Genomic DNA, 16,808 nt, shown 5'->3' with positions numbered 1-16,808 from the left:
CCGGCCACGTCCGGCGCGGAACACCCGTGCGCCCGCCCCCGTGCCGGGACCGCGAGCGGGGTTCCCGGCGGCGCCCGTGCCGTGGCCCGCACCCGGCGGTCCCCGCCCGCCGCGCCCCGGCGAGGAGGAGTCGTACCGGCATGACAGCCCCCCAAGCACCGGGCCCCGGTCTGCGGCCGGGCGTCCCGCGGCGGCCCGCCTGGCGTGCCCAGGCCCCGGTCGTGGCGGTCGTCGCCCTCGGCGGGGGCACGGGCGCGGCGGCCCGGTACGCCGCGTCCCTGTGGTGGCCGGGGCACACCGGAGGCTTCCCCTGGACGACCTTCTGGGTCAACGTCACCGGCTGTGCCGCGATCGGCGTCCTCATGGTCGTCGTCACCGAGCTGCGGGCGGTGCACCGTCTCGTGCGGCCCTTCTTCGGCACGGGGGTGCTCGGCGGCTTCACCACCTTCTCGACCTACGCCGTCGACATCCGGCGGCTGATCGGCACCGGCCACGCCCGCACGGGCCTGGCCTACCTCGCCGCGACCCCGCTCGCGGCGCTCACGGCGGTGTGGCTCGCGGCCTGGGCGACCCGCCGCGCCCTGGAACGGAGGCAGCCATGACGAGGCTGACCGGCAGCGCCCTGCGGCTGACCGTCTTCGTCGGCGAGAACGACACCTGGCACCACCGGCCCCTGTACTCCGAGATCGTGCACCGGGCGCGCGCCGCGGGCCTCGCGGGCGCCAGCGTGTTCCGCGGCGTCGAGGGGTTCGGGGCCTCCTCGCTGGTCCACACCACGCGGTTGCTGTCCCTGAGCGAGGACCTGCCGGTGGCCGTCGTGATCATCGACACCGAGGAGCGTGTCCGGGCCTTCCTGCCGCGGCTCGACGGACTCGTCACCGAGGGCCTCGTCGTCCTCGACGACTGCGAGGTGATCCGGTACACCGGCCGGGAGGCCACCCCGGGCGCGACTTCCGGCAGCGGGCGAGGCAAGGGCGGGAAGCACCTGTGAACTGGCTGCTGGTCGTCGCGGGGGGCATGGTCGGCGCCCCGCTGCGCTACCTCACCGACCGCGCGGTGCAGTCCCGGCACGACTCGGTCTTCCCCTGGGGGACCTTCGCCGTCAACGTCGCCGGCTGTCTCGTCCTCGGGCTGCTGACCGGCGCGGCGGTGGCGGGGGTTGCCGGCTCCCGGCTCCAGCTGCTGCTGGGCACCGGCCTGTGCGGGGCGCTCACGACGTACTCGACCTTCTCCTACGAGACGCTGCGGCTGGCCCAGACGGGGGCTGGCCGCTACGCCGTTGCCAACGCCGTGGCCGGTGTGACCGCCGGCCTGGGCGCGGCGTGCGCGGGCGTGGCACTGGCCGGGGCGCTCTGGGGCTGAGGAGCCGCGCCCGCCCCCCGCCCGCCTCATCCGGCCCGGCGCAGCGGCTCCCCGACGCTCCGCAGATGGCGCAGCGCCTCCCGGTGCGAGGCGAGCAGCCCGGTCTGGTGGTACGGAATGCCGAGTTCGGCGCAGTACCGCTCGGTGATGACCTGGGCCCTGGCCAGGGCGGGCGTCGGCATGCTGGGGAAGAGGTGGTGCTCGATCTGGTAGTTCAGCCCGCCCATGAAGGCGTCGACGAGCACGCCGCCCCGCACATTGCGGGAGGTGAGCACCTGACGGCGCAGGAAGTCGAGCCGCGTGCCCTCCTCGATCATCGGCATCCCCTTGTGGTTGGGGGCGAAGACGGAGCCGAGATAGATCCCGAACAGGCCCTGGTGCACGGCGACGAAGGCGAGCGCCTTCCCGGCCGGGAGAACGGTGAACAGGCCGCCGAAGTACACCGCGAAATGGGCGACCAGCAGCGTCCCCTCCAGAACGGGACGTTTCATCGACGGACTGCGCAGCGCCTTGAAACTGCTGAAACTCAGATTGAGGCCCTCCAGGGTCAGCAGCGGAAAGAACAACGCGGCCTGGTGTTTTCCGACGAAGCGGGGGAGTCCCTTCGCCTTGCGGGCCTGCCGCCGTGACCACACCAGAATGTCCGGGGAGACGTCCGGGTCCTTTCCCTCGTGGTTGGGATGCGCGTGGTGGCGGGTGTGCTTGTTCATCCACCAGCCGTAGCTCATGCCCAGCAGCAGGTTGGCCACCAGCAGGCCGCCCGCCTCGCTGGGACGCCGGCGGGAGAAGACCTGCCGGTGCGCGAGGTCGTGGGCCGCCAGCCCGAGCTGCCCGAACACCACGGCCAGGGCGGCGGCCACGATCAGCTGCCCCCAGCTGTCCCCCAGGGCCAGGAACGCCGCGACCCCGGCGGCCAGGGCCAGCGCCACCGCCCCGAAACGTACGGTGTAATACAGCGGGCGGCGCCGCAGCAGACCCGCATCGGCGATGCGCCGGGAGAGTTCGGCGAAATCGCTTCCGCTTCCCTTTTCCGTTCTTTCGCGTCCGCGTATGGACGACTCTTCCGTGAGCACCATGGGATTGGCCATACGCTCAAGTATGGGAACGGCGATCCGGCCGCAGAATGGCGTTGTCCCCCCAGCCGGGGTGGTGGTAGCACCACCGTCCGGCCCCCTGCTTTCCCCGCCCTCTTCCCCGCCTGGAACCGCCCCGCCCGCTTGACAGTGGAGCGGCCCCGCCCGCACGATCGCTCCGTGAACCTGTCAGACAGCCAGACAGCTACTCCTGGCCCGCGGCGCGTCAGCGCGATGGAAGCGGTCCTCGGCCACCTGCGCGGCGCCATCGAGCGCGGCGAGTACGCGATCGGGGACAAGCTGCCCTCCGAGGCGGAGCTGTGCCGCACCCTGGAGGTCTCCCGACCCGTGCTCCGCGAGGCGCTGCGGGCCCTGCAGACCATGGGACTGACCGTCTCCCGCACCGGCAGGGGCACCTTCGTCGTCGCCACCGCCGTGGAGGACCCCACCTTCGGCGACTATGCCGCCAGCGACCTGCTGGAGGTGCGCCGCCACGTCGAGATCCCGGTCGCCGGGTACGCCGCCCGGCGCCGCACCCCCGAGAACCTCGACCACCTGGCCCGCCTGCTGCGCCGCATGGAGGGGGAGACGGACACCGCCGCGTGGGTCGCCATGGACACCCTCTTCCACCTCGGCGTCGCCGAGGCCGCGCAGAATCCGGTCTTCCGCCGGGTCATCGAGGAGATCCGCGACGCGCTGGCCCGCCAGTCCGCCTTCCTCAACGAACTGGGCGGCCGGCGCGAGCAGTCCGACCGCGAACACCGGGCCATCCTCCGGGCGCTGGCCGAGGGATCCGCCCAGGACGCGGAGCAGGCCATGACCCACCACCTCGACCGCGTCGAGACCACCCTCACCGACATCGTGCGCCGCACGCGCACCGACACCACCGGAGCCATGACGTGACCCACGGACCGGCCCACGACCACCAGGCAGCGACGTCCACCGGCTCTCCCGAGGCGGCCCCCCTCGTCCGCGAGCCCCGCCACGCTCCCGTCGCCCACCTCGTACGCGCCGGGATCGTCGAGGGCGTGCACTACGGCTCCGTCGTCGTGCTCGACCCGGACGGCCGGGTCCGGTTCCGGCTCGGCGACCCCGAGGCCGCCTTCTACCCGCGCTCGGCGCTCAAGCCCGTCCAGGCCGTGGCCATGGTGCGGGCCGGTCTCCCGCTCGACGGCGAGCTGCTCTCGCTCGCCGCCGCCAGCCACTCCGGCGAGGAACGCCACCTGGCGGGCACCCGGCGCGTCCTCGAACTCGCCGGGCTCACCGAGGATCACTTGGGCAACGTGCCCGACCTGCCGTTCGACCCGGTCGTGCGGGACGCCTGGGTCCGCGAGGGCCGCCCGCCCTCCCGGCTCGCCCAGAACTGCTCGGGCAAGCACGCCGCCATGCTGTACACGGCCCGGCTCAACGGCTGGTCCCTGGAGGACTACCTCGACCCCGCCCACCCGCTCCAGCGGGCCATCGCCGAGACCGTCGAGGAGCTCACCGGGCAGCGCGTCGCCCGGGTGACCGCCGACGGCTGCGGCGCCCCCCTGTTCGCCGTCTCCCCGCACGGCCTGGCCCGGGCCGCCGCCCGCATCGCCACGGCCGCGCCCGGCACCCCCGAGGCACGCGTCGCGGACGCGATGCGCGCGCACGCCGAGATGGCCTCCGGCTCCCGCCGGGACGTCGCCGCGCTGATGCGGGCCGTGCCCGGACTGCTCGCCAAGGACGGCTTCGAGGGCGTCCAGATCGCCGCGCTGCCCGATGGCCGCGCCATCGCCGTGAAGATCGCCGACGGGGCCGACCGGGCGCGTGTCCCGGTCGCCGCCGCCGCGCTCGCCCACGCCGGGGTCGACCCCGCCCTGCTCGGCGGGTTCGCCGGGGAGCAGGTGCTCGGCGGAGGCCGTCCGGTCGGCAGCGTCCGTCCGGTGCGCGCCCTCGCCCCGGTCGTGCCGCAGCCGTCGCCGACCCAGCCCTGAGCCGTCGCGGACTCCCTGAGCCGGTCCGGGCACGGACCGGCCGCGGCCGAGTCGGCCCGCGCCCGGGACCGGCCCGAACCCTCGCCGGAGCTCGCACCGTGGGCCGCCCGCGCCCGACCGGCGCATGCGCCTCGCCCCGCCCGCGCCGTGGGCCGGACCGCCCCGCGGGCCCGGTGCAGGCGCCCGAGACGCGGTGCCGCCGGCGTGCGGGACGGACGACACGGCCGGCGACATCGCCTATGGGGTGGGCCTGCCCGGCGGGGAGTGGCGCCGGGGCCGGCAGCGTGGCCGCCGGCCCCGGCCCCGGCCGCTGCACGCGGTGCGTGCGGAGCACCGGCCTCGACGAGCGGGCCGACTCGCCGTGGAAGGCCACGGGCGCACGGCCGGGCCTCCGCCGCCGCGCGGTCACACCCACTCGATCCGGCTGCCCGCGAGCCGCAGCAGTACCACCACCGCGCCCGCGCCGAGACCGGCGGCGCCCGCGACCATCCCTGTCTCGGGCCAGCCCGGCCCGTCCTCCACCTCTCTCGCCGCGACGACGGGAACCGCCTCGGAAACCGCCCCGGGACCCGGCAGCGGCCGGGCGCGCAGGGCGTCCAGCGATCCGACCGGATCGACCCGCCCCGCCGCGTGGAAGCCCCAGTCGAGCAGCGCGCGGGCCTCCTCGTATACCGCCGCGCCGCCGCCTTGGCGGGGGTTCATCACGGTGACCACCAGGGTGCGCGCATGGCGGCGGGCGGCGGCGACGAGTGTGTAGCCGGCGCTGCTGGTGTAGCCGTTCTTCACGCCGATCAGCCCGGGGTACGGCCGCACACCGTCGGTTCCGGTCAGCAGCCGGTTGGTGTTCCGGATGCCGTACGTCCCCCCGTCGCGGCCGGGGAAGAAGGCCTCGACCGTGGCGCAGTACCGGGCGAAGTCCGGGTTGCGCAGCCCGGCCCGGCCGAACACCGCCAGGTCGTACGCGGAGGAGACCTGGCCCGGCTTGTCGTAGCCGTCGGGCGACAGCACCCGCGTGTCGTGCGCTCCCAGCTCCCGCGCCTTGGCCTGCATCCGGGCGGCCGTGTCGCGCCAGCCGCCGCTCAGCGCGGACAGCACGCGCACGGCGTCGTTGCCGGAGCTGAGGAAGACGCCGTGCCACAGGTCGGTGACCCGGTAGGTGCGGCCTTCGGCGACCCCCACCAGGCTGCTGCCCGGCCCGATGCCCGCGAGCTCCTCCTCGCGCACCGTGTGGCGGATGCCGCCCGGGAGCACCGGGAGCACCGTCAGGGCGAACAGGGTCTTCAGGGTGCTGGCGGGCGGCAGTCTGCGGTGCGCGTCGTGGGCGGCGAGCACCTCGCCGGTGATCGCGTCGGCCACCACCCAGGACAGCGCCGAGACGACCGGCGGCCCCGGCGTGCCGGGGTGGGGCCGGACCTGGGTTCCGGGGCGGTGCAGCAGGGACGGCCGCGGCCCCGCCGACCCCGGCCCGGCGGGCGTGCCGGGGTCCGGCGGCCGGGCACGGGCGGCCGTGGCGGCGGGCGCGAGCACCAGCAGACCCGCGACACACAGCGCGCAGGAGGAAGCGGCCACCCGGGTAGGGAATCCGACGTTCATGCGGCAAACGTAGGAAGGGGTCCGCCGGTCGCCGTGCTGCCGGGGCCGGTCGGCGACCGTGAGCACCCGGATGCCGCACGGCGTCCGCGGCGGCACCGCGCAGGTCCCGGGCCGTGTCAGGCGGCGGGCAGCGTCGGCTGGACCCGCCGCAGGAACGTGGCGTTGTCCGGCGCCGCCCGCATCCGTTCCAGCAGCGTCTCCAGAGCGGTCTGGCCGTCCCTGGCCCGCAGGGCCCGGCGCAGTCCGCGCGCCGCGGCCGATTCGGCGGGGGTCAGCAGCAGCTCCTCGCGCCGGGTGCCGGAGGTCTCCAGGTCGACGGCGGGGAAGACGCGGCGGGCGGCGAGTTCGCGGTTCAGGCGGAGCTCCATGTTGCCCGTGCTCTTGAGCTCCTCGAAGTAGAGGTCGTCGGCGCGGGAGCCGGTCTCCACCAGGGCGGTGGCGAGGATGGTGAGCGAGCCGCCCTCCTCGGTCTGCCGCGCGGCGCCGAAGAACCGCTTGGGGCCGTGCAGCGCGGCCGCGTCGACGCCGCCGCTGAGGATACGGCCGCCCGAGTCGGCTGCGTTGTTGTGCGCCCTGCAGAGCCGGGTCAGGGAGTCGAGGAGGACGACGACGTCCTCGCCGGCCTCCACCAGCCGCTTGGCCCGCTCCACGACGAGGTCGGCCAGGGCGATGTGCTGCCGGGGAGTGCGGTCGAACGTCGAGGCGTACACCTCGCCCCGCACCGAGCGGCGCATGTCGGTGACCTCCTCCGGCCGCTCGTCGAGCAGTACCAGCATCAGCCGGCACTCGGGGTGGTTGCCGGCGACGGCCGCGGCGATCTGCTGGAGGAGGACGGTCTTGCCGGTCTTGGGCGCCGCCACGAGCAGCCCGCGCTGCCCCTTGCCGACCGGCGTGAACAGGTCGGCGACGCGCCCGGTGAGCCCGGAGGCCGGGTGTTCCAGGCGCAGCCGCCGGCACGGGTGCAGCGGCGTCAGGTCGCGGAAGTGGGCCCGGCCGTGGAGCCGGTCGGGCGCCAGCCCGTTCACCCGGACGACGTCGGCCAGGGCGTGCTGGGAACCGCGCACGCCTTCGACCAGGTCGCCCTTGCGCAGTCCGTACCGGCGGATCAGCGCGGGGGACAGGTGCGCGTCGGACGGCGAGGGCAGGCAGTTCTCGGCGCGCAGGTGCCCCTTCCCGCCGGTGTCGATGTCGAGGAGGCCGGTGACGGCCTGGGCCGCGGAGGAACGCCGGACAGGGGGGTGTTCGAGTGTGGTGGTCATGAGGGTTCGGTCCTTTCGCGGACGGCGGATGCGAGACATGCGGGGAAGGGGGGAGATCCACACGCGGGAGGGCGCTCGGCGCCCGTCTCCGCGGCGGCCGGAGCAGCACCTCGGGTGGGCGGGACAAGCCCTGCTCACGAGGTGGTGCGGGAAACCGCCGCGCCGGTCGGCGAAGGACGGGCGGAGCAGCGCGGAAAAGAAGAGAACGGAGAGAGAAGGAGCACCGGCGCCCGCAAAGAGGGGGGCGTGGAGCGGTGCTGAGGGGACTGTACCACCGGAGGTGGCGGCCCGGCGGGCGAACGATCCGCAGGAGGCCGTCGGTTCGGCCGGAAACCGTCCGGTACCCGAGACGTCAACGCGTGCGGCGCCGGGTCTGTTCCGGCCACCCGCGGCGAGCACGCCTAAGCTGGCCGGATGTTCAGCCCCGAAGGCCCCGGCCTGCGTGAACTCGCCGTCCAGGCGCTGTCTTCCGTGGAGCGCGGGTACGACCTGCTCGCCCCGAAGTTCGACCACACCCCGTTCCGGACGCCGGACGCGGTGCTGGACGCCGTCGCGGCGGCGCTGACACGGATGGGCCCCTTCGGCAGGGGCCTCGACCTGTGCTGCGGCACCGGCGCCGGAACCGGTGCGGCGGCACGGGTGTGCCGGGACAGCGTCACCGGCGTCGACTTCAGCGCGGGCATGCTCGCCGTCGCCCGGGAGCGCGCCCTGCCCGCCGGTCCGCGCGTCCACTGGGTGCGCGCGGACGCCCGCGCCCTGCCGTTCGCGCCCGTGTTCGACCTCGTGGTGAGCTTCGGAGCGTTCGGGCACTTCCTGCCCCGCGAACTGCCCAGGCTGTTCACGCAGGTCCACTCCGTACTGCGGCCCGGCGGACGCTTCGCCTTCCCCCTCGTCGCCCCGCCCCGGCCCGGCTCGCCGGCGTACTGGACGCTGCTGGGCTTCGACGCGGTGATGCGAGTGCGCAACGCCGTGTGGCGGCCGCCGTTCGTCATGTACTACCGGACCTTCCGGCTGGGCGAGGTGCGCCGCGCGCTGACGGGCGCCGGTTTCCGGGTGGAGCTGCACGCGCTGCCCGAGTTCGGGCGGCGGCGCGACGGCAGCCCGCGCGTCCGCCTGGTCGTGGCCCGGCGGCCGGCACGGTAGCGCCCGGCGCCCCCGCGCCCCGGGCCGGGCACCGGCCGTGCGCCCGCCTCCCGGCCGCCGCCCGCGCTCCGCGCCCGGTGACGCCGCAGGGCATACGGGACGTGTACGCCGGTGCGGGGGAGCGGGGCCGAACCGCCGGGACGCGATGCCCCGTCGGCCCGGCCCCGCCGCCCGTCACAGGGCGCGGTAGACGGCGTCCACGAGCGCCATCTTCCTCGGGTCGTCGGCGATGCGCGGCCCCATGCGGTTCATCACGTAGCCGATGGACACGCCGGCCTCCGGGTCCGCCAGCCCGCAGGACCCGCCGAAGCCGTCGTGCCCGAAGGCCCTCGGGTTGGGCCCGTACGAACCGTTCGGGCCGCTGAGCCACAACCCGAGCCCGGCCTCCGTCTCGCCCTCGAACCCGGCGCCGATGACCAGATCGCGGCAGGCGCCCTGCCCCTCGCGGACCCGCTCGGCGGCCTCCGGGGACAGGAAACGGCGTCCGCCGTACGAGCCGCGGCCCGCGAAGACGCCGTACAGCGCGGCGACGGCCCGCGCGGTGCCGTGCCCGTTGGCGGCCGGGATCTCCGCGGCCCGCCACTGGGGCGTGCCCGCCTCGGCCGCGCCCACCGCGGGATTGGCCAGCGCGGCCAGGGCCGCGGGCGCCAACCGCGCGCGCAGGCCCGCCTGTTCGCGGGCGGGCGGGGCGGGAGGCGGCACCAGCTCCGCCGCCCGGCCGGACTCCTTCTCCGGCAGGCCGATGGTGAAGTCGAGGCCCAGCGGCCCGGTCACCTCCCGCTCCAGGAAGGCCCCGGGCTTCAGCCCGGAGACCCTTCGCACCACCTCGCCGACCAGATGGCCGTAGGTCAGCGCGTGGTAGCCGGACCGGGTTCCCGGCTCCCACCAGGGCTCCATGGCCGCGAGCCGCCCGGTGGTCAGCTCCCAGTCGTACAGCTGCGCGGCGGAATGCCGCTCCCGCAGCCCGCACAGCCCGGCGCGGTGCGACAGCAGATGCCGTACGAGGACCTGCTCCTTGCGCGCCGCGGCGAATTCCGGCCAGTAGGCGGCGACCGGCGCGTCCAGGTCCAGCAGCCCGCGGTCGGCCAGGAGATGGGCGCACAGCGCGACCGGGCCCTTCGTCGTCGACCACACGTTCACCAGGGTGTCCCGCTCCCAGGGCCGGGTGCGTGCGGTGTCGGCCCAGCCGCCCCACAGGTCCACCACCGGCACGCCGTCCACGAGGACGGCCACGGCGGCGCCCAGTTCGCCCCGGTCGCGGAAGTTCTCCTCGAACGCCGTGCGCACCGCCGCGAAACGCGGATCGCAGTGGCCGTGCGCCTGTGCCTCGTGCCCGGTCATGGGCCCCCTCCATCGTCAGCCGTGACCACCCCCGGGCGGCAACGGCGCGGCCCGGGCGGCTCCGAACATACCGACTGGTCGGACCGGACGGAAGCCCGTCCCCGGGCCCCGGCCCGGGGACGGGCGCGGACTCAGGCGTAGGACGGCAGCCAGCGCAGCTTGGCGGCCTCCTGGAACGGTCCGCCGCCCTCGTGGTCGTTGAAGTCGTACACCTCGATCGCCTTGTCCTCGTGCGCCCAGGCGTTGAAGGCCGCGAAGACCGTCGAGGGCGGACAGGTCTGGTCCTCCAGGCCCGTCGAGAACAGCGCGGGCGCCCGGCCGCGCGCCGCGAAGTGCACGCCGTCGAAGTAGGACAGGGTGCGCAGCGCGTCCCGCGCGCGACCGCGGTGGGTCTTCAGGTACAGACCGATCTCCCGGTACGGGTGCCGGTCGGTGAGCGTCGTCGCGCGCGGGAAGTCGCACAGGAACGGCACGTCGGGCGCGACGGCCGCCAGATCCGGCACCAGCCCGCCGACCGCGACCGTGATGCCGCCGCCCTGGCTGACACCGGTGACCACCGTGCGCGCGGCGTCGGTCAGCGGGTGGGAGCGGGCCGCCTCGACCGCCCGCACGGCGTCCGTGAAGACGCGGCGGTAGTAGTAGTGCTCCGGCGCGTCGATGCCGCGGGTCATGAACCCCGGGTACGCCGGAGCGCCGCCGAGCGGGTCCGCGGTACCGCCCCCGCCGCCCCAGGCGCTGCCCTGGCCGCGGGTGTCCATCACGAAGTGCGCCCGGCCCGTGGAGGCCCACAGCAGGTGCTCGTGGGGCAGGCCGCGCCCGCCTCCGTAGCCGACGAACTCCACGACCACCGGCAGCGGTTCGCGTGCCCCGGCGGGCAGGATCAGCCAGCCCTTGACGGGATGGCCGCCGAACCCGGCGAACGTCACGTCGTACACCCGCACCGTGGTCAGGCCGGTGTCCACCGGCTCGAAGCGGGCGTCGAGGTCGTGCTCGCGGGCTTCCTGGAGGGTCTTGGACCAGAACGCGTCGAAGTCCTCGGGCTCCGTGGACGCGCTGCGGCGCGTCCGGAGTTCGTCGAGCGGAAGGTCGAACAGGGCCATGGAGACCGCCTTCGTGACAAGGGCCTGGCAATTCGATCACACCGTATGCGGGTGGTCGGGGCCCTGACCAGGCCCTCTGTGCCGGCGAGGCGGGCCGGCCGCCGGGTCAGGCCCGGCGGTGCGTCCACCGGGGCTCCGTGCGGGCCCACTCGCGCTCCCACTCGGCCAGCCGGTGCCGCAGCGCCACCCGGCGTACCCCGCCGTGCGCGAGCAGGACGGTGGCCACCGCGCCGGCCGTGGCGCAGACGCCCATCGTGAGGGAGTGCTGCACGATCGCGGAGCCGTCCGCCGGCGGGGGCACGCCCCGGCCCCGGGAGTCCAGCCACACCTCCACCACCTCGCCGTGCCGGGTGCCGGCCGGGACGCGCGCCGCGGTCGTCCGCACGGCGCCGTCCGGCTCCGTCCAGCGTACGGTCGCCCGGTAGGAGTGCCGGCCGCCGGCCTGCACCGACGGAAGCCGGTCGGGGGTCCGGCCGATCACCTCGGCGCGGACGCGCTGCCGCTCCGCCTGCTGCCTGCTCGCGGCCGCCCGCGCCTCGTCATGGGCCCACCAGGCCGCGGCCGCCCCCAGCAGGGGAGCGCCGACGAACAGCAGGACGGCGACGGCCAGCACCGTCCACGCCTCCACGACGTCCGACCGGCGCCGCAGCGGATTGCGCCGCCAGCGCCAGCCGCGCACCCGGGTACCCATGTCGACCTCCTCGCCGTCACCGCGGCCGAGGGCGGCAGGGGCGGCCCTACGGGGGCCGGGGCCGCCGCCCGCTCCGCACCACGTACGCGCCAGTGCCCGCACCGCTCCGGTACCCCGTCCGTCCGGCCGGTCTCGCCACCGCGGTCGCCCACCACCTACGCGGGCCGCGGGACAGGTGCCCAGCGGGGCCGGGGAGAAACCGGGCCCGGCGGCCCCGCGCGGGGTCAGCCGAAGCGCTCGACGCGGATCCGGTCCACGGGCTGGCCGGCCGCCACCAGCAGCCGCGAGGCGTGCTCGGCGAAGGAGTTGGAGCCGCACACGAAGGCCTCCCACCCGCCGGGCGGGCGTTCGGCCATGAGCGGCGCCAGATGCGCGGCCGCCAGGCGTCCCACCGGCATGCCCGCCGGCGCGCTCCGGGTGAAGACGCGGGTCGTCTCCGGGCCGAACTCCCGCGCGTAGACCAGCTCCTCGGGGCTGCGCGCGGACACCAGCAGCCGCAGCGGGACGGACAGGCCGCGCGCCCGGTGATGCCGGACCATCGACATCAGCGGTACGACCCCGGAGCCGGCGCCGATCAGCAGCGCGGGACGGTCGCCCGGCCAGGCGAAGAAGCCGCTCAGCGGGCCGCGTACCGCCACCCGGTCGCCCACCCGGGCCACCGTGTGGAACCACCCCGACACCTCGCCGCCCTCGACGTGGTCCAGGGTCAGTTCGATGTGCCCCGAGTCGTCGGGGGCGGACGCGATCGAGTAGTGGCGCTGGGCCACGTACCCGTCCGCGGCGGTCAGCCGCAGGTGCAGATGCTGGCCGGGCAGGTGACCGGCCCAGTCGGGGACGGCGAGGCGGAAGGTGGCGGCGCGCGCCGTCTCACGGCGGATCTCGGTGAGCGTGGCGGTCTGCCACCGGGTCGCCACCTGCTCGCTCACCGCGATCCGCCCGGGCACGGCGAACCGGACCGGGGGAGTGAAGCCGCCCTGCATGTGCGTCGCTGTCTCAGTCACCGGAGTACCGCTGCTCCCGCCAGGGGTTGCCGCGGGCGTGGTAGCCGTTCCGCTCCCAGAAACCCGGCTCGTCGTGGTCGAGAAGCTCCAGGCCCGCGATCCACTTGGCGCTCTTCCAGAAGTACAGGTGCGGCACCAGCAGCCGCGCCGGGCCGCCGTGCTCGGGGGCGAGGGGCTGTCCGTCGTACTCCCAGACGATCCAGGCGCGACCGCCGGTCAGGTCGGCCAGCGGCAGGTTCGTGGTGTAGCCGGTGTGCGCGTAGGCGACGGCGTGGGTGGCGGACGGCAGCGGGCGCACCGCGTCCAGGAAGGCGTCCAGGGACACGCCCCCGAACCGCACGCCGAACTTCGACCAGCCCGTCACGCAGTGGATGTCGCCCGAGTACGCCGACGCCGGCAGGGCGTGCGCCTGCTCCCAGTCCCAGGTGCGGGGCTCGGCGACCAGGCCGCCGATGCGGAAGGTCCAGTCGGCGGGCGCCAGGTCGGGCGTGACCTCGGCGGACAGGACGGGCCAGTCGTCGCGCGCGTCGTACTGACCGGGCGGCAGCCCGGGACGGGCGGCGCGCGGACGCCCGGTGAAGCCTCGGGTGGTGCTGTTCATACGGTGCTGTCTCCGGCCGCCGGCGTGCGGCGGCCCGCTGGTCGGGGCGTGACCGGTGGCTACGCGGTCCATCGGTGGTTACGTATTCAACCGTACGGGGTGGTGTGTTCCTCCCGGTCCCGCACCCCTGGCCGGGCACCTGCTCCGGCCACGCGTCGTACCGCTCCGGACACGCGGCGCACCGGATCAGGTCCGCCTCGGGCCGGCCGGCGAGCCGCTCCCGGCCGGCGGTGCGGCGGCTCCCGGTCACCTGGGCCAGGACGCGGCGGCCCCCGTCCGTCAGACGCGCAACCTGGACCCGGAAGCCGACGAAGAGGCCGAGGGAGCCGGTCGGCCTCTGATCGTTTCCGGTAGGGTGGCCGTCGGCCGGGACAGCCCCGGCCGACGGACCCGAGGAGGTGAGACCCATCGCCACTGTGTCGGCCCGGGTGCTCTCACCTCGGAACAGGGCGGATCACCGCAGCGGGTGACCGCGAGAGCGCCCTTCGGTTCCCGAAAGGCTCTCGGCTTCCATGCCTTCTTCTTCACCTTCCTCCTCTCCTTCTTCTCCTTCTTCTCCTTCTTCTCCTTCTTCTCCTTCTTCCGCTTCGTTCCCCTCCTCCGCCTCGCGTGACTCCGTCGTGGCCGCGCTGCGTGCCGCCGGCTGCGTCTTCGCTGAGGAGGAAGCGGAGTTGCTCCTGACGGCGGCCCGCGATTCCGCCGGACTCACCGCCCTGGTGGACCGCCGTGTCGCCGGAGAGCCCCTCGAACTCGTCGTCGGCTGGGCCGAGTTCCGCGGCCTGCGCATCACCGTCGAACCCGGCGTCTTCGTGCCCCGGCGCCGCACCGAGTTCCTCGTCGAGCAGGCCCTCGCCCACGCCCCGGACGCGGCCGTCGTCGTGGACCTGTGCTGCGGCTCGGGCGCCCTCGGCGCGGCCCTGGCCGACGCGCTCGGCGACGTGGAGCTGCACGCCGCGGACATCGACCCGGCCGCCGTGCGCTGCGCCCGCCGCAATCTGGCGGCCTACGGCGGGCACGTCCACGCCGGCGACCTGTTCGACGCGCTCCCCGGCGACCTGCGGGGCCGGATCGACGTCCTGGCGGCCAACGTGCCCTACGTCCCCACCGGCGAGGTGCCCCTGCTGCCGGCCGAGGCCCGCGACCACGAGCCGCCGACCGCCCTCGACGGCGGTGCGGACGGGCTCGACGTCCTGCGCCGGGTCGCCGCCGAGGCGCCCCGGTGGCTCGCCCCCGGCGGCCTGCTGCTGGCCGAGACGAGTGGGCGCCAGGCAGCCGGGGCGCTGGCCGCCGTCACCCGCGGCGGTCTGGCGGCGCGCTCGGCCGTCTCCGAGGAGTGGTACGCCCATGTGGTGATCGGCACCCGGGAGCGATGAACCGGGCTCCGTCGCCGCGGAGGCTCGTGCCCGGCCCGCGTCACCCACCTGTCCCGGCAACCTAGGCCGGATGCGTGGCCCGCGCGACGAGCAGGGCCACGTCGTCGGCGTTCTCCGGTTCGTGCAGGGTGCGCAGGAGCAGGTCGCACACCTCCTCCAGGGGGCGGTCGGGGCCGTCCAGCACGGACAGCAGGGCGTCCAGCCGTTCGTCGAGCGCGTGCCGGCGCGTCTCCACCAGTCCGTCGGTGTAGAACACCAGCAGGTCGCCGGGCTCCAGGTCGACGGTGGTGGTGGCGAAGGGGACGCCGCCGACCCCCAGCGGCACCCCGGTCGGCACCTCCAGCAGCGCCGGGGGGCGCCCGGCGCGGACCCGGGCCGGGGGCAGGTGCCCGGCGTTGGCGATCCGGCACTGGCGCCGATGCGGGTCGTGCACGGCGTAGACGCAGGTGGCGATGGCCTGGTCCAGGCCGGTGGCGGTCCGGTCGAGGTGCTCCAGGAGCAGCGCCGGGTCCAGGTCGAGGGAGGCCAGGGTGTTCGTCGCGGTGCGCAGCCGCCCCATGGAGGCCGCCGCCGTGATGCCGCTGCCCATCACATCGCCCACCACCAGCGCGGTCTTGCAGCCGTCCAGCGGGATCACGTCGAACCAGTCGCCGCCGACCTCGCTCGTCGCCTCCGCGGGCTGGTAGCGGGAGGCCACCTCCAGGCCGCCCGTCACCGACGGCACGCTCGGCAGCAGGCTGCGCTGGAGGGTCAGGGCGGTGTCGCGGGCGTTCTGGTACCAGCGGGCGTTGTCGATCTGCACCGCCGCCCGGGCGGCCAGCTCCCGGGCCAGCAGCAGGTCGTCCTCGCCGAAGGGCAGCGGATTGCGGGTCCGCTTCAGATCCAGCGCCCCCAGCACCTCGCCGCGCGCGATCAGCGGTACGGCCAGATACGAGTGGACACCCGCCCGGCGCAGCAGCTCGGCCGCCTCGGGGGAGCGGGCGATGCGCGGCAGGTCCCCCTCCCGCACCCGCGGGACCATCACCGGGTTCCCGGTGCGCACGCACTCGGTGACGAGGCGGTCGGGCGCGTACCGGGCCACCTGTCCGGGAGGATCGGCCGCCCGCAGGGCGTCGGGGGCGTCGTCCGCCTGCACCGCGAGGGCGCGGATCGCCGCGGGTTCGGCGGGGGACAGGTTGCTGCGCCGGCCCTTCACCACCGCCTCCAGCAGGTCCACGGCCGCCACGTCGGCGAGCTCGGGCACCGCCACGTCGGCCAGCTCGTGCGCGGTGCGGTCCAGCTCCAGGGTGGTGCCGATGCGGGCGGAGGCGTCGGCCACCACGGCCAGGCGGCGCCGCGCCGCCTCCGCCTCGACACCGGCCCGGTACCGGTCGGTGACGTCCACCACCGACAGGGCCACGCCCAGCACCGTCCCGTGGGCGTCCTCCAGCCGGTACAGCGACACCGACCAGGCGTGGTCGTGGTCCGGATCGGCGGGGGTCCGGCCGTGGGCGGGCCGGTCGACGACCGGCCGTCCGGTGTCCCGGACCTCACGTGCCGCGGACTCCAGCGCGTCGGCGTCCAGGCGGGGCAGCACCTCGCGGATGCGGCGCCCGATGTGCTCCGCGGCCGGCCTGCCGTCGATCTGCTCCAGCGCCGGGTTGACGGAGACGTACCGCAGACCGGTGTCGAGGACGGCCAGACCGATCGGGGACTGCTCGATCACCCGCGACGACAGCGCCACGTCCCGCTCCAGCCGCCGCACCGTCGCCTGGTCGGCGGCGAGCCCCAGCGCGTAGACCTCCCCCCGGTCGTCCAGCAGCCGCATGTTGCGGAACTCCACGAGCCGGGTGGTGCCGTCCTTGCAGCGGACGGGGAACGCCCCGGCCCAGCTCCGCCCGGTCTCCATCACGTCGGCGAACAGCTTCACGACCAGATCGAGATGCTGTTCGTGCACCATGATCCGGGCGGCGTACCGTCCCAGCGCCTCCCGTGCCGAGTAACCGAACAGTTCCTCCGCCTGCGGGCTCCACAGCACGATCCGGCCCCGGGCGTCCAGCACCACCGAGGCCACGCCCAGCACGTCGAGCAGCCCGCTGGGCCGCACCGGCCCGCGCGGCGGCTCGTCGCCCTGGATCACGGGGGTCCCGGCTGCGCTCATCCCCTGCCCCGCCTTCGCCGTTCCACGCGGCACGCCTTCCCGATGCCGACTCTCCTGTTCTACCGCGTACTACCGCGTACCGGACCGTTTCCCGCGGGCCCCCGCGGTTTCCTTCCACCTTCCCCCACCCCCGGCCCGGGCGCCCGCGAAGGCGCCGGGACCGCGGGCGG

The 16,808-nt window shown here is 75.4% G+C and carries 17 protein-coding genes; 8 read left to right on the top strand and 9 right to left on the bottom strand.

Annotated features, from left to right (window positions below; translation table 11 throughout):
• The first annotated feature begins 140 nt into the window (after window positions 1-140).
• From crcB (AB0L74_RS25655) to crcB (AB0L74_RS25645), 3 genes are read left to right on the top strand one after another with little or no spacing between them, the layout of a single operon-like run.
• Window positions 141-602, top strand: a complete 462-nt coding sequence (crcB, locus tag AB0L74_RS25655; RefSeq protein ID WP_365656827.1) for a fluoride efflux transporter CrcB — start codon at window positions 141-143, stop codon at window positions 600-602.
• Window positions 599-991 (top strand): DUF190 domain-containing protein, encoded by a 393-nt coding sequence (locus tag AB0L74_RS25650; RefSeq protein WP_365656824.1) that lies wholly within the window; start codon window positions 599-601, stop codon window positions 989-991. The genes crcB (AB0L74_RS25655) and AB0L74_RS25650 overlap by 4 nt, the downstream gene beginning before the upstream one ends.
• The gene (crcB, locus tag AB0L74_RS25645) at window positions 988-1,362 is read left to right on the top strand and encodes a fluoride efflux transporter CrcB (RefSeq protein WP_365656821.1); all 375 of its coding nucleotides are present in this window, start codon (window positions 988-990) and stop codon (window positions 1,360-1,362) included. The genes AB0L74_RS25650 and crcB (AB0L74_RS25645) overlap by 4 nt, the downstream gene beginning before the upstream one ends.
• Window positions 1,363-1,388: 26 nt before the next feature.
• On the opposite strand, the gene AB0L74_RS25640 is transcribed toward crcB (AB0L74_RS25645), so the two are convergent.
• Entirely contained in the window at window positions 1,389-2,450 is a 1,062-nt protein-coding gene (locus AB0L74_RS25640; RefSeq protein ID WP_365656818.1) for an acyl-CoA desaturase, read from the bottom strand.
• A gap of 219 nt (window positions 2,451-2,669) precedes the next feature.
• Here AB0L74_RS25640 and AB0L74_RS25635 point away from each other — a divergent pair, with 219 nt between their 5' ends.
• Both AB0L74_RS25635 and AB0L74_RS25630 read left to right on the top strand, forming a co-directional pair.
• The gene (locus tag AB0L74_RS25635; RefSeq protein WP_365656912.1) at window positions 2,670-3,338 is read left to right on the top strand and encodes a FadR/GntR family transcriptional regulator; all 669 of its coding nucleotides are present in this window, start codon (window positions 2,670-2,672) and stop codon (window positions 3,336-3,338) included.
• Entirely contained in the window at window positions 3,335-4,396 is a 1,062-nt protein-coding gene (locus AB0L74_RS25630) for an asparaginase (RefSeq protein WP_365656815.1), read from the top strand. The genes AB0L74_RS25635 and AB0L74_RS25630 overlap by 4 nt, the downstream gene beginning before the upstream one ends.
• Before the next feature lie 405 nt (window positions 4,397-4,801).
• Here the strand turns inward: AB0L74_RS25630 and AB0L74_RS25625 are convergent, their stop codons facing one another.
• Both AB0L74_RS25625 and rho read right to left on the bottom strand, forming a co-directional pair.
• Window positions 4,802-5,989, bottom strand: coding sequence for a serine hydrolase (locus AB0L74_RS25625; RefSeq protein WP_365656812.1), 1,188 nt, complete (start codon window positions 5,987-5,989; stop codon window positions 4,802-4,804).
• A gap of 116 nt (window positions 5,990-6,105) precedes the next feature.
• Window positions 6,106-7,248: a transcription termination factor Rho gene (gene rho, locus AB0L74_RS25620; RefSeq protein ID WP_365656806.1), complete on the bottom strand. Its 1,143-nt coding sequence runs from the start codon at window positions 7,246-7,248 to the stop codon at window positions 6,106-6,108.
• Window positions 7,249-7,662: 414 nt separating this feature from the next.
• Between rho and AB0L74_RS25615 the strand changes: the two genes are divergently transcribed.
• On the top strand, window positions 7,663-8,391 hold the full coding sequence (locus tag AB0L74_RS25615; RefSeq protein ID WP_365656803.1) for a methyltransferase domain-containing protein: 729 nt from the start codon (window positions 7,663-7,665) through the stop codon (window positions 8,389-8,391).
• Window positions 8,392-8,565: 174 nt separating this feature from the next.
• Here AB0L74_RS25615 and AB0L74_RS25610 read toward each other — a convergent pair whose 3' ends face one another.
• The 5 genes from AB0L74_RS25610 to AB0L74_RS25590 form a co-directional block, all read right to left on the bottom strand.
• The gene (locus AB0L74_RS25610) at window positions 8,566-9,732 is read right to left on the bottom strand and encodes a serine hydrolase domain-containing protein (protein WP_365656800.1); all 1,167 of its coding nucleotides are present in this window, start codon (window positions 9,730-9,732) and stop codon (window positions 8,566-8,568) included.
• A 131-nt stretch (window positions 9,733-9,863) separates the two neighbouring features.
• On the bottom strand, window positions 9,864-10,832 hold the full coding sequence (locus AB0L74_RS25605) for an acetylxylan esterase (protein ID WP_365656797.1): 969 nt from the start codon (window positions 10,830-10,832) through the stop codon (window positions 9,864-9,866).
• A gap of 106 nt (window positions 10,833-10,938) precedes the next feature.
• A complete protein-coding gene (locus tag AB0L74_RS25600) occupies window positions 10,939-11,523 on the bottom strand; it encodes a hypothetical protein (RefSeq protein ID WP_365656794.1) in 585 nt (194 codons plus the stop codon).
• 224 nt (window positions 11,524-11,747) lie between these two features.
• On the bottom strand, window positions 11,748-12,503 hold the full coding sequence (locus AB0L74_RS25595) for a ferredoxin reductase (protein ID WP_365656909.1): 756 nt from the start codon (window positions 12,501-12,503) through the stop codon (window positions 11,748-11,750).
• Window positions 12,504-12,516: 13 nt separating this feature from the next.
• Window positions 12,517-13,125, bottom strand: coding sequence for a sulfite oxidase-like oxidoreductase (locus AB0L74_RS25590; RefSeq protein WP_365656791.1), 609 nt, complete (start codon window positions 13,123-13,125; stop codon window positions 12,517-12,519).
• Window positions 13,126-13,591: 466 nt separating this feature from the next.
• Here AB0L74_RS25590 and AB0L74_RS25585 point away from each other — a divergent pair, with 466 nt between their 5' ends.
• Together AB0L74_RS25585 and AB0L74_RS25580 are read left to right on the top strand one after the other, a co-directional pair.
• A complete protein-coding gene (locus tag AB0L74_RS25585) occupies window positions 13,592-13,738 on the top strand; it encodes a hypothetical protein (protein WP_365656788.1) in 147 nt (48 codons plus the stop codon).
• Window positions 13,739-13,745: 7 nt separating this feature from the next.
• Window positions 13,746-14,498 (top strand): putative protein N(5)-glutamine methyltransferase, encoded by a 753-nt coding sequence (locus AB0L74_RS25580; RefSeq protein WP_365656786.1) that lies wholly within the window; start codon window positions 13,746-13,748, stop codon window positions 14,496-14,498.
• 61 nt (window positions 14,499-14,559) lie between these two features.
• On the opposite strand, the gene AB0L74_RS25575 is transcribed toward AB0L74_RS25580, so the two are convergent.
• The gene (locus AB0L74_RS25575) at window positions 14,560-16,638 is read right to left on the bottom strand and encodes a SpoIIE family protein phosphatase (RefSeq protein WP_365656782.1); all 2,079 of its coding nucleotides are present in this window, start codon (window positions 16,636-16,638) and stop codon (window positions 14,560-14,562) included.
• Between the last annotated feature and the right edge of the window lie 170 nt (window positions 16,639-16,808).

The organism is Streptomyces sp. NPDC052020 (assembly GCF_040680575.1).
Taxonomy (GTDB): Bacteria; Actinomycetota; Actinomycetes; order Streptomycetales; family Streptomycetaceae; genus Streptomyces.
The sequence above is the reverse complement of the archived record's forward strand: the minus strand, read 5'-3'. Positions and strand labels throughout refer to the sequence as shown.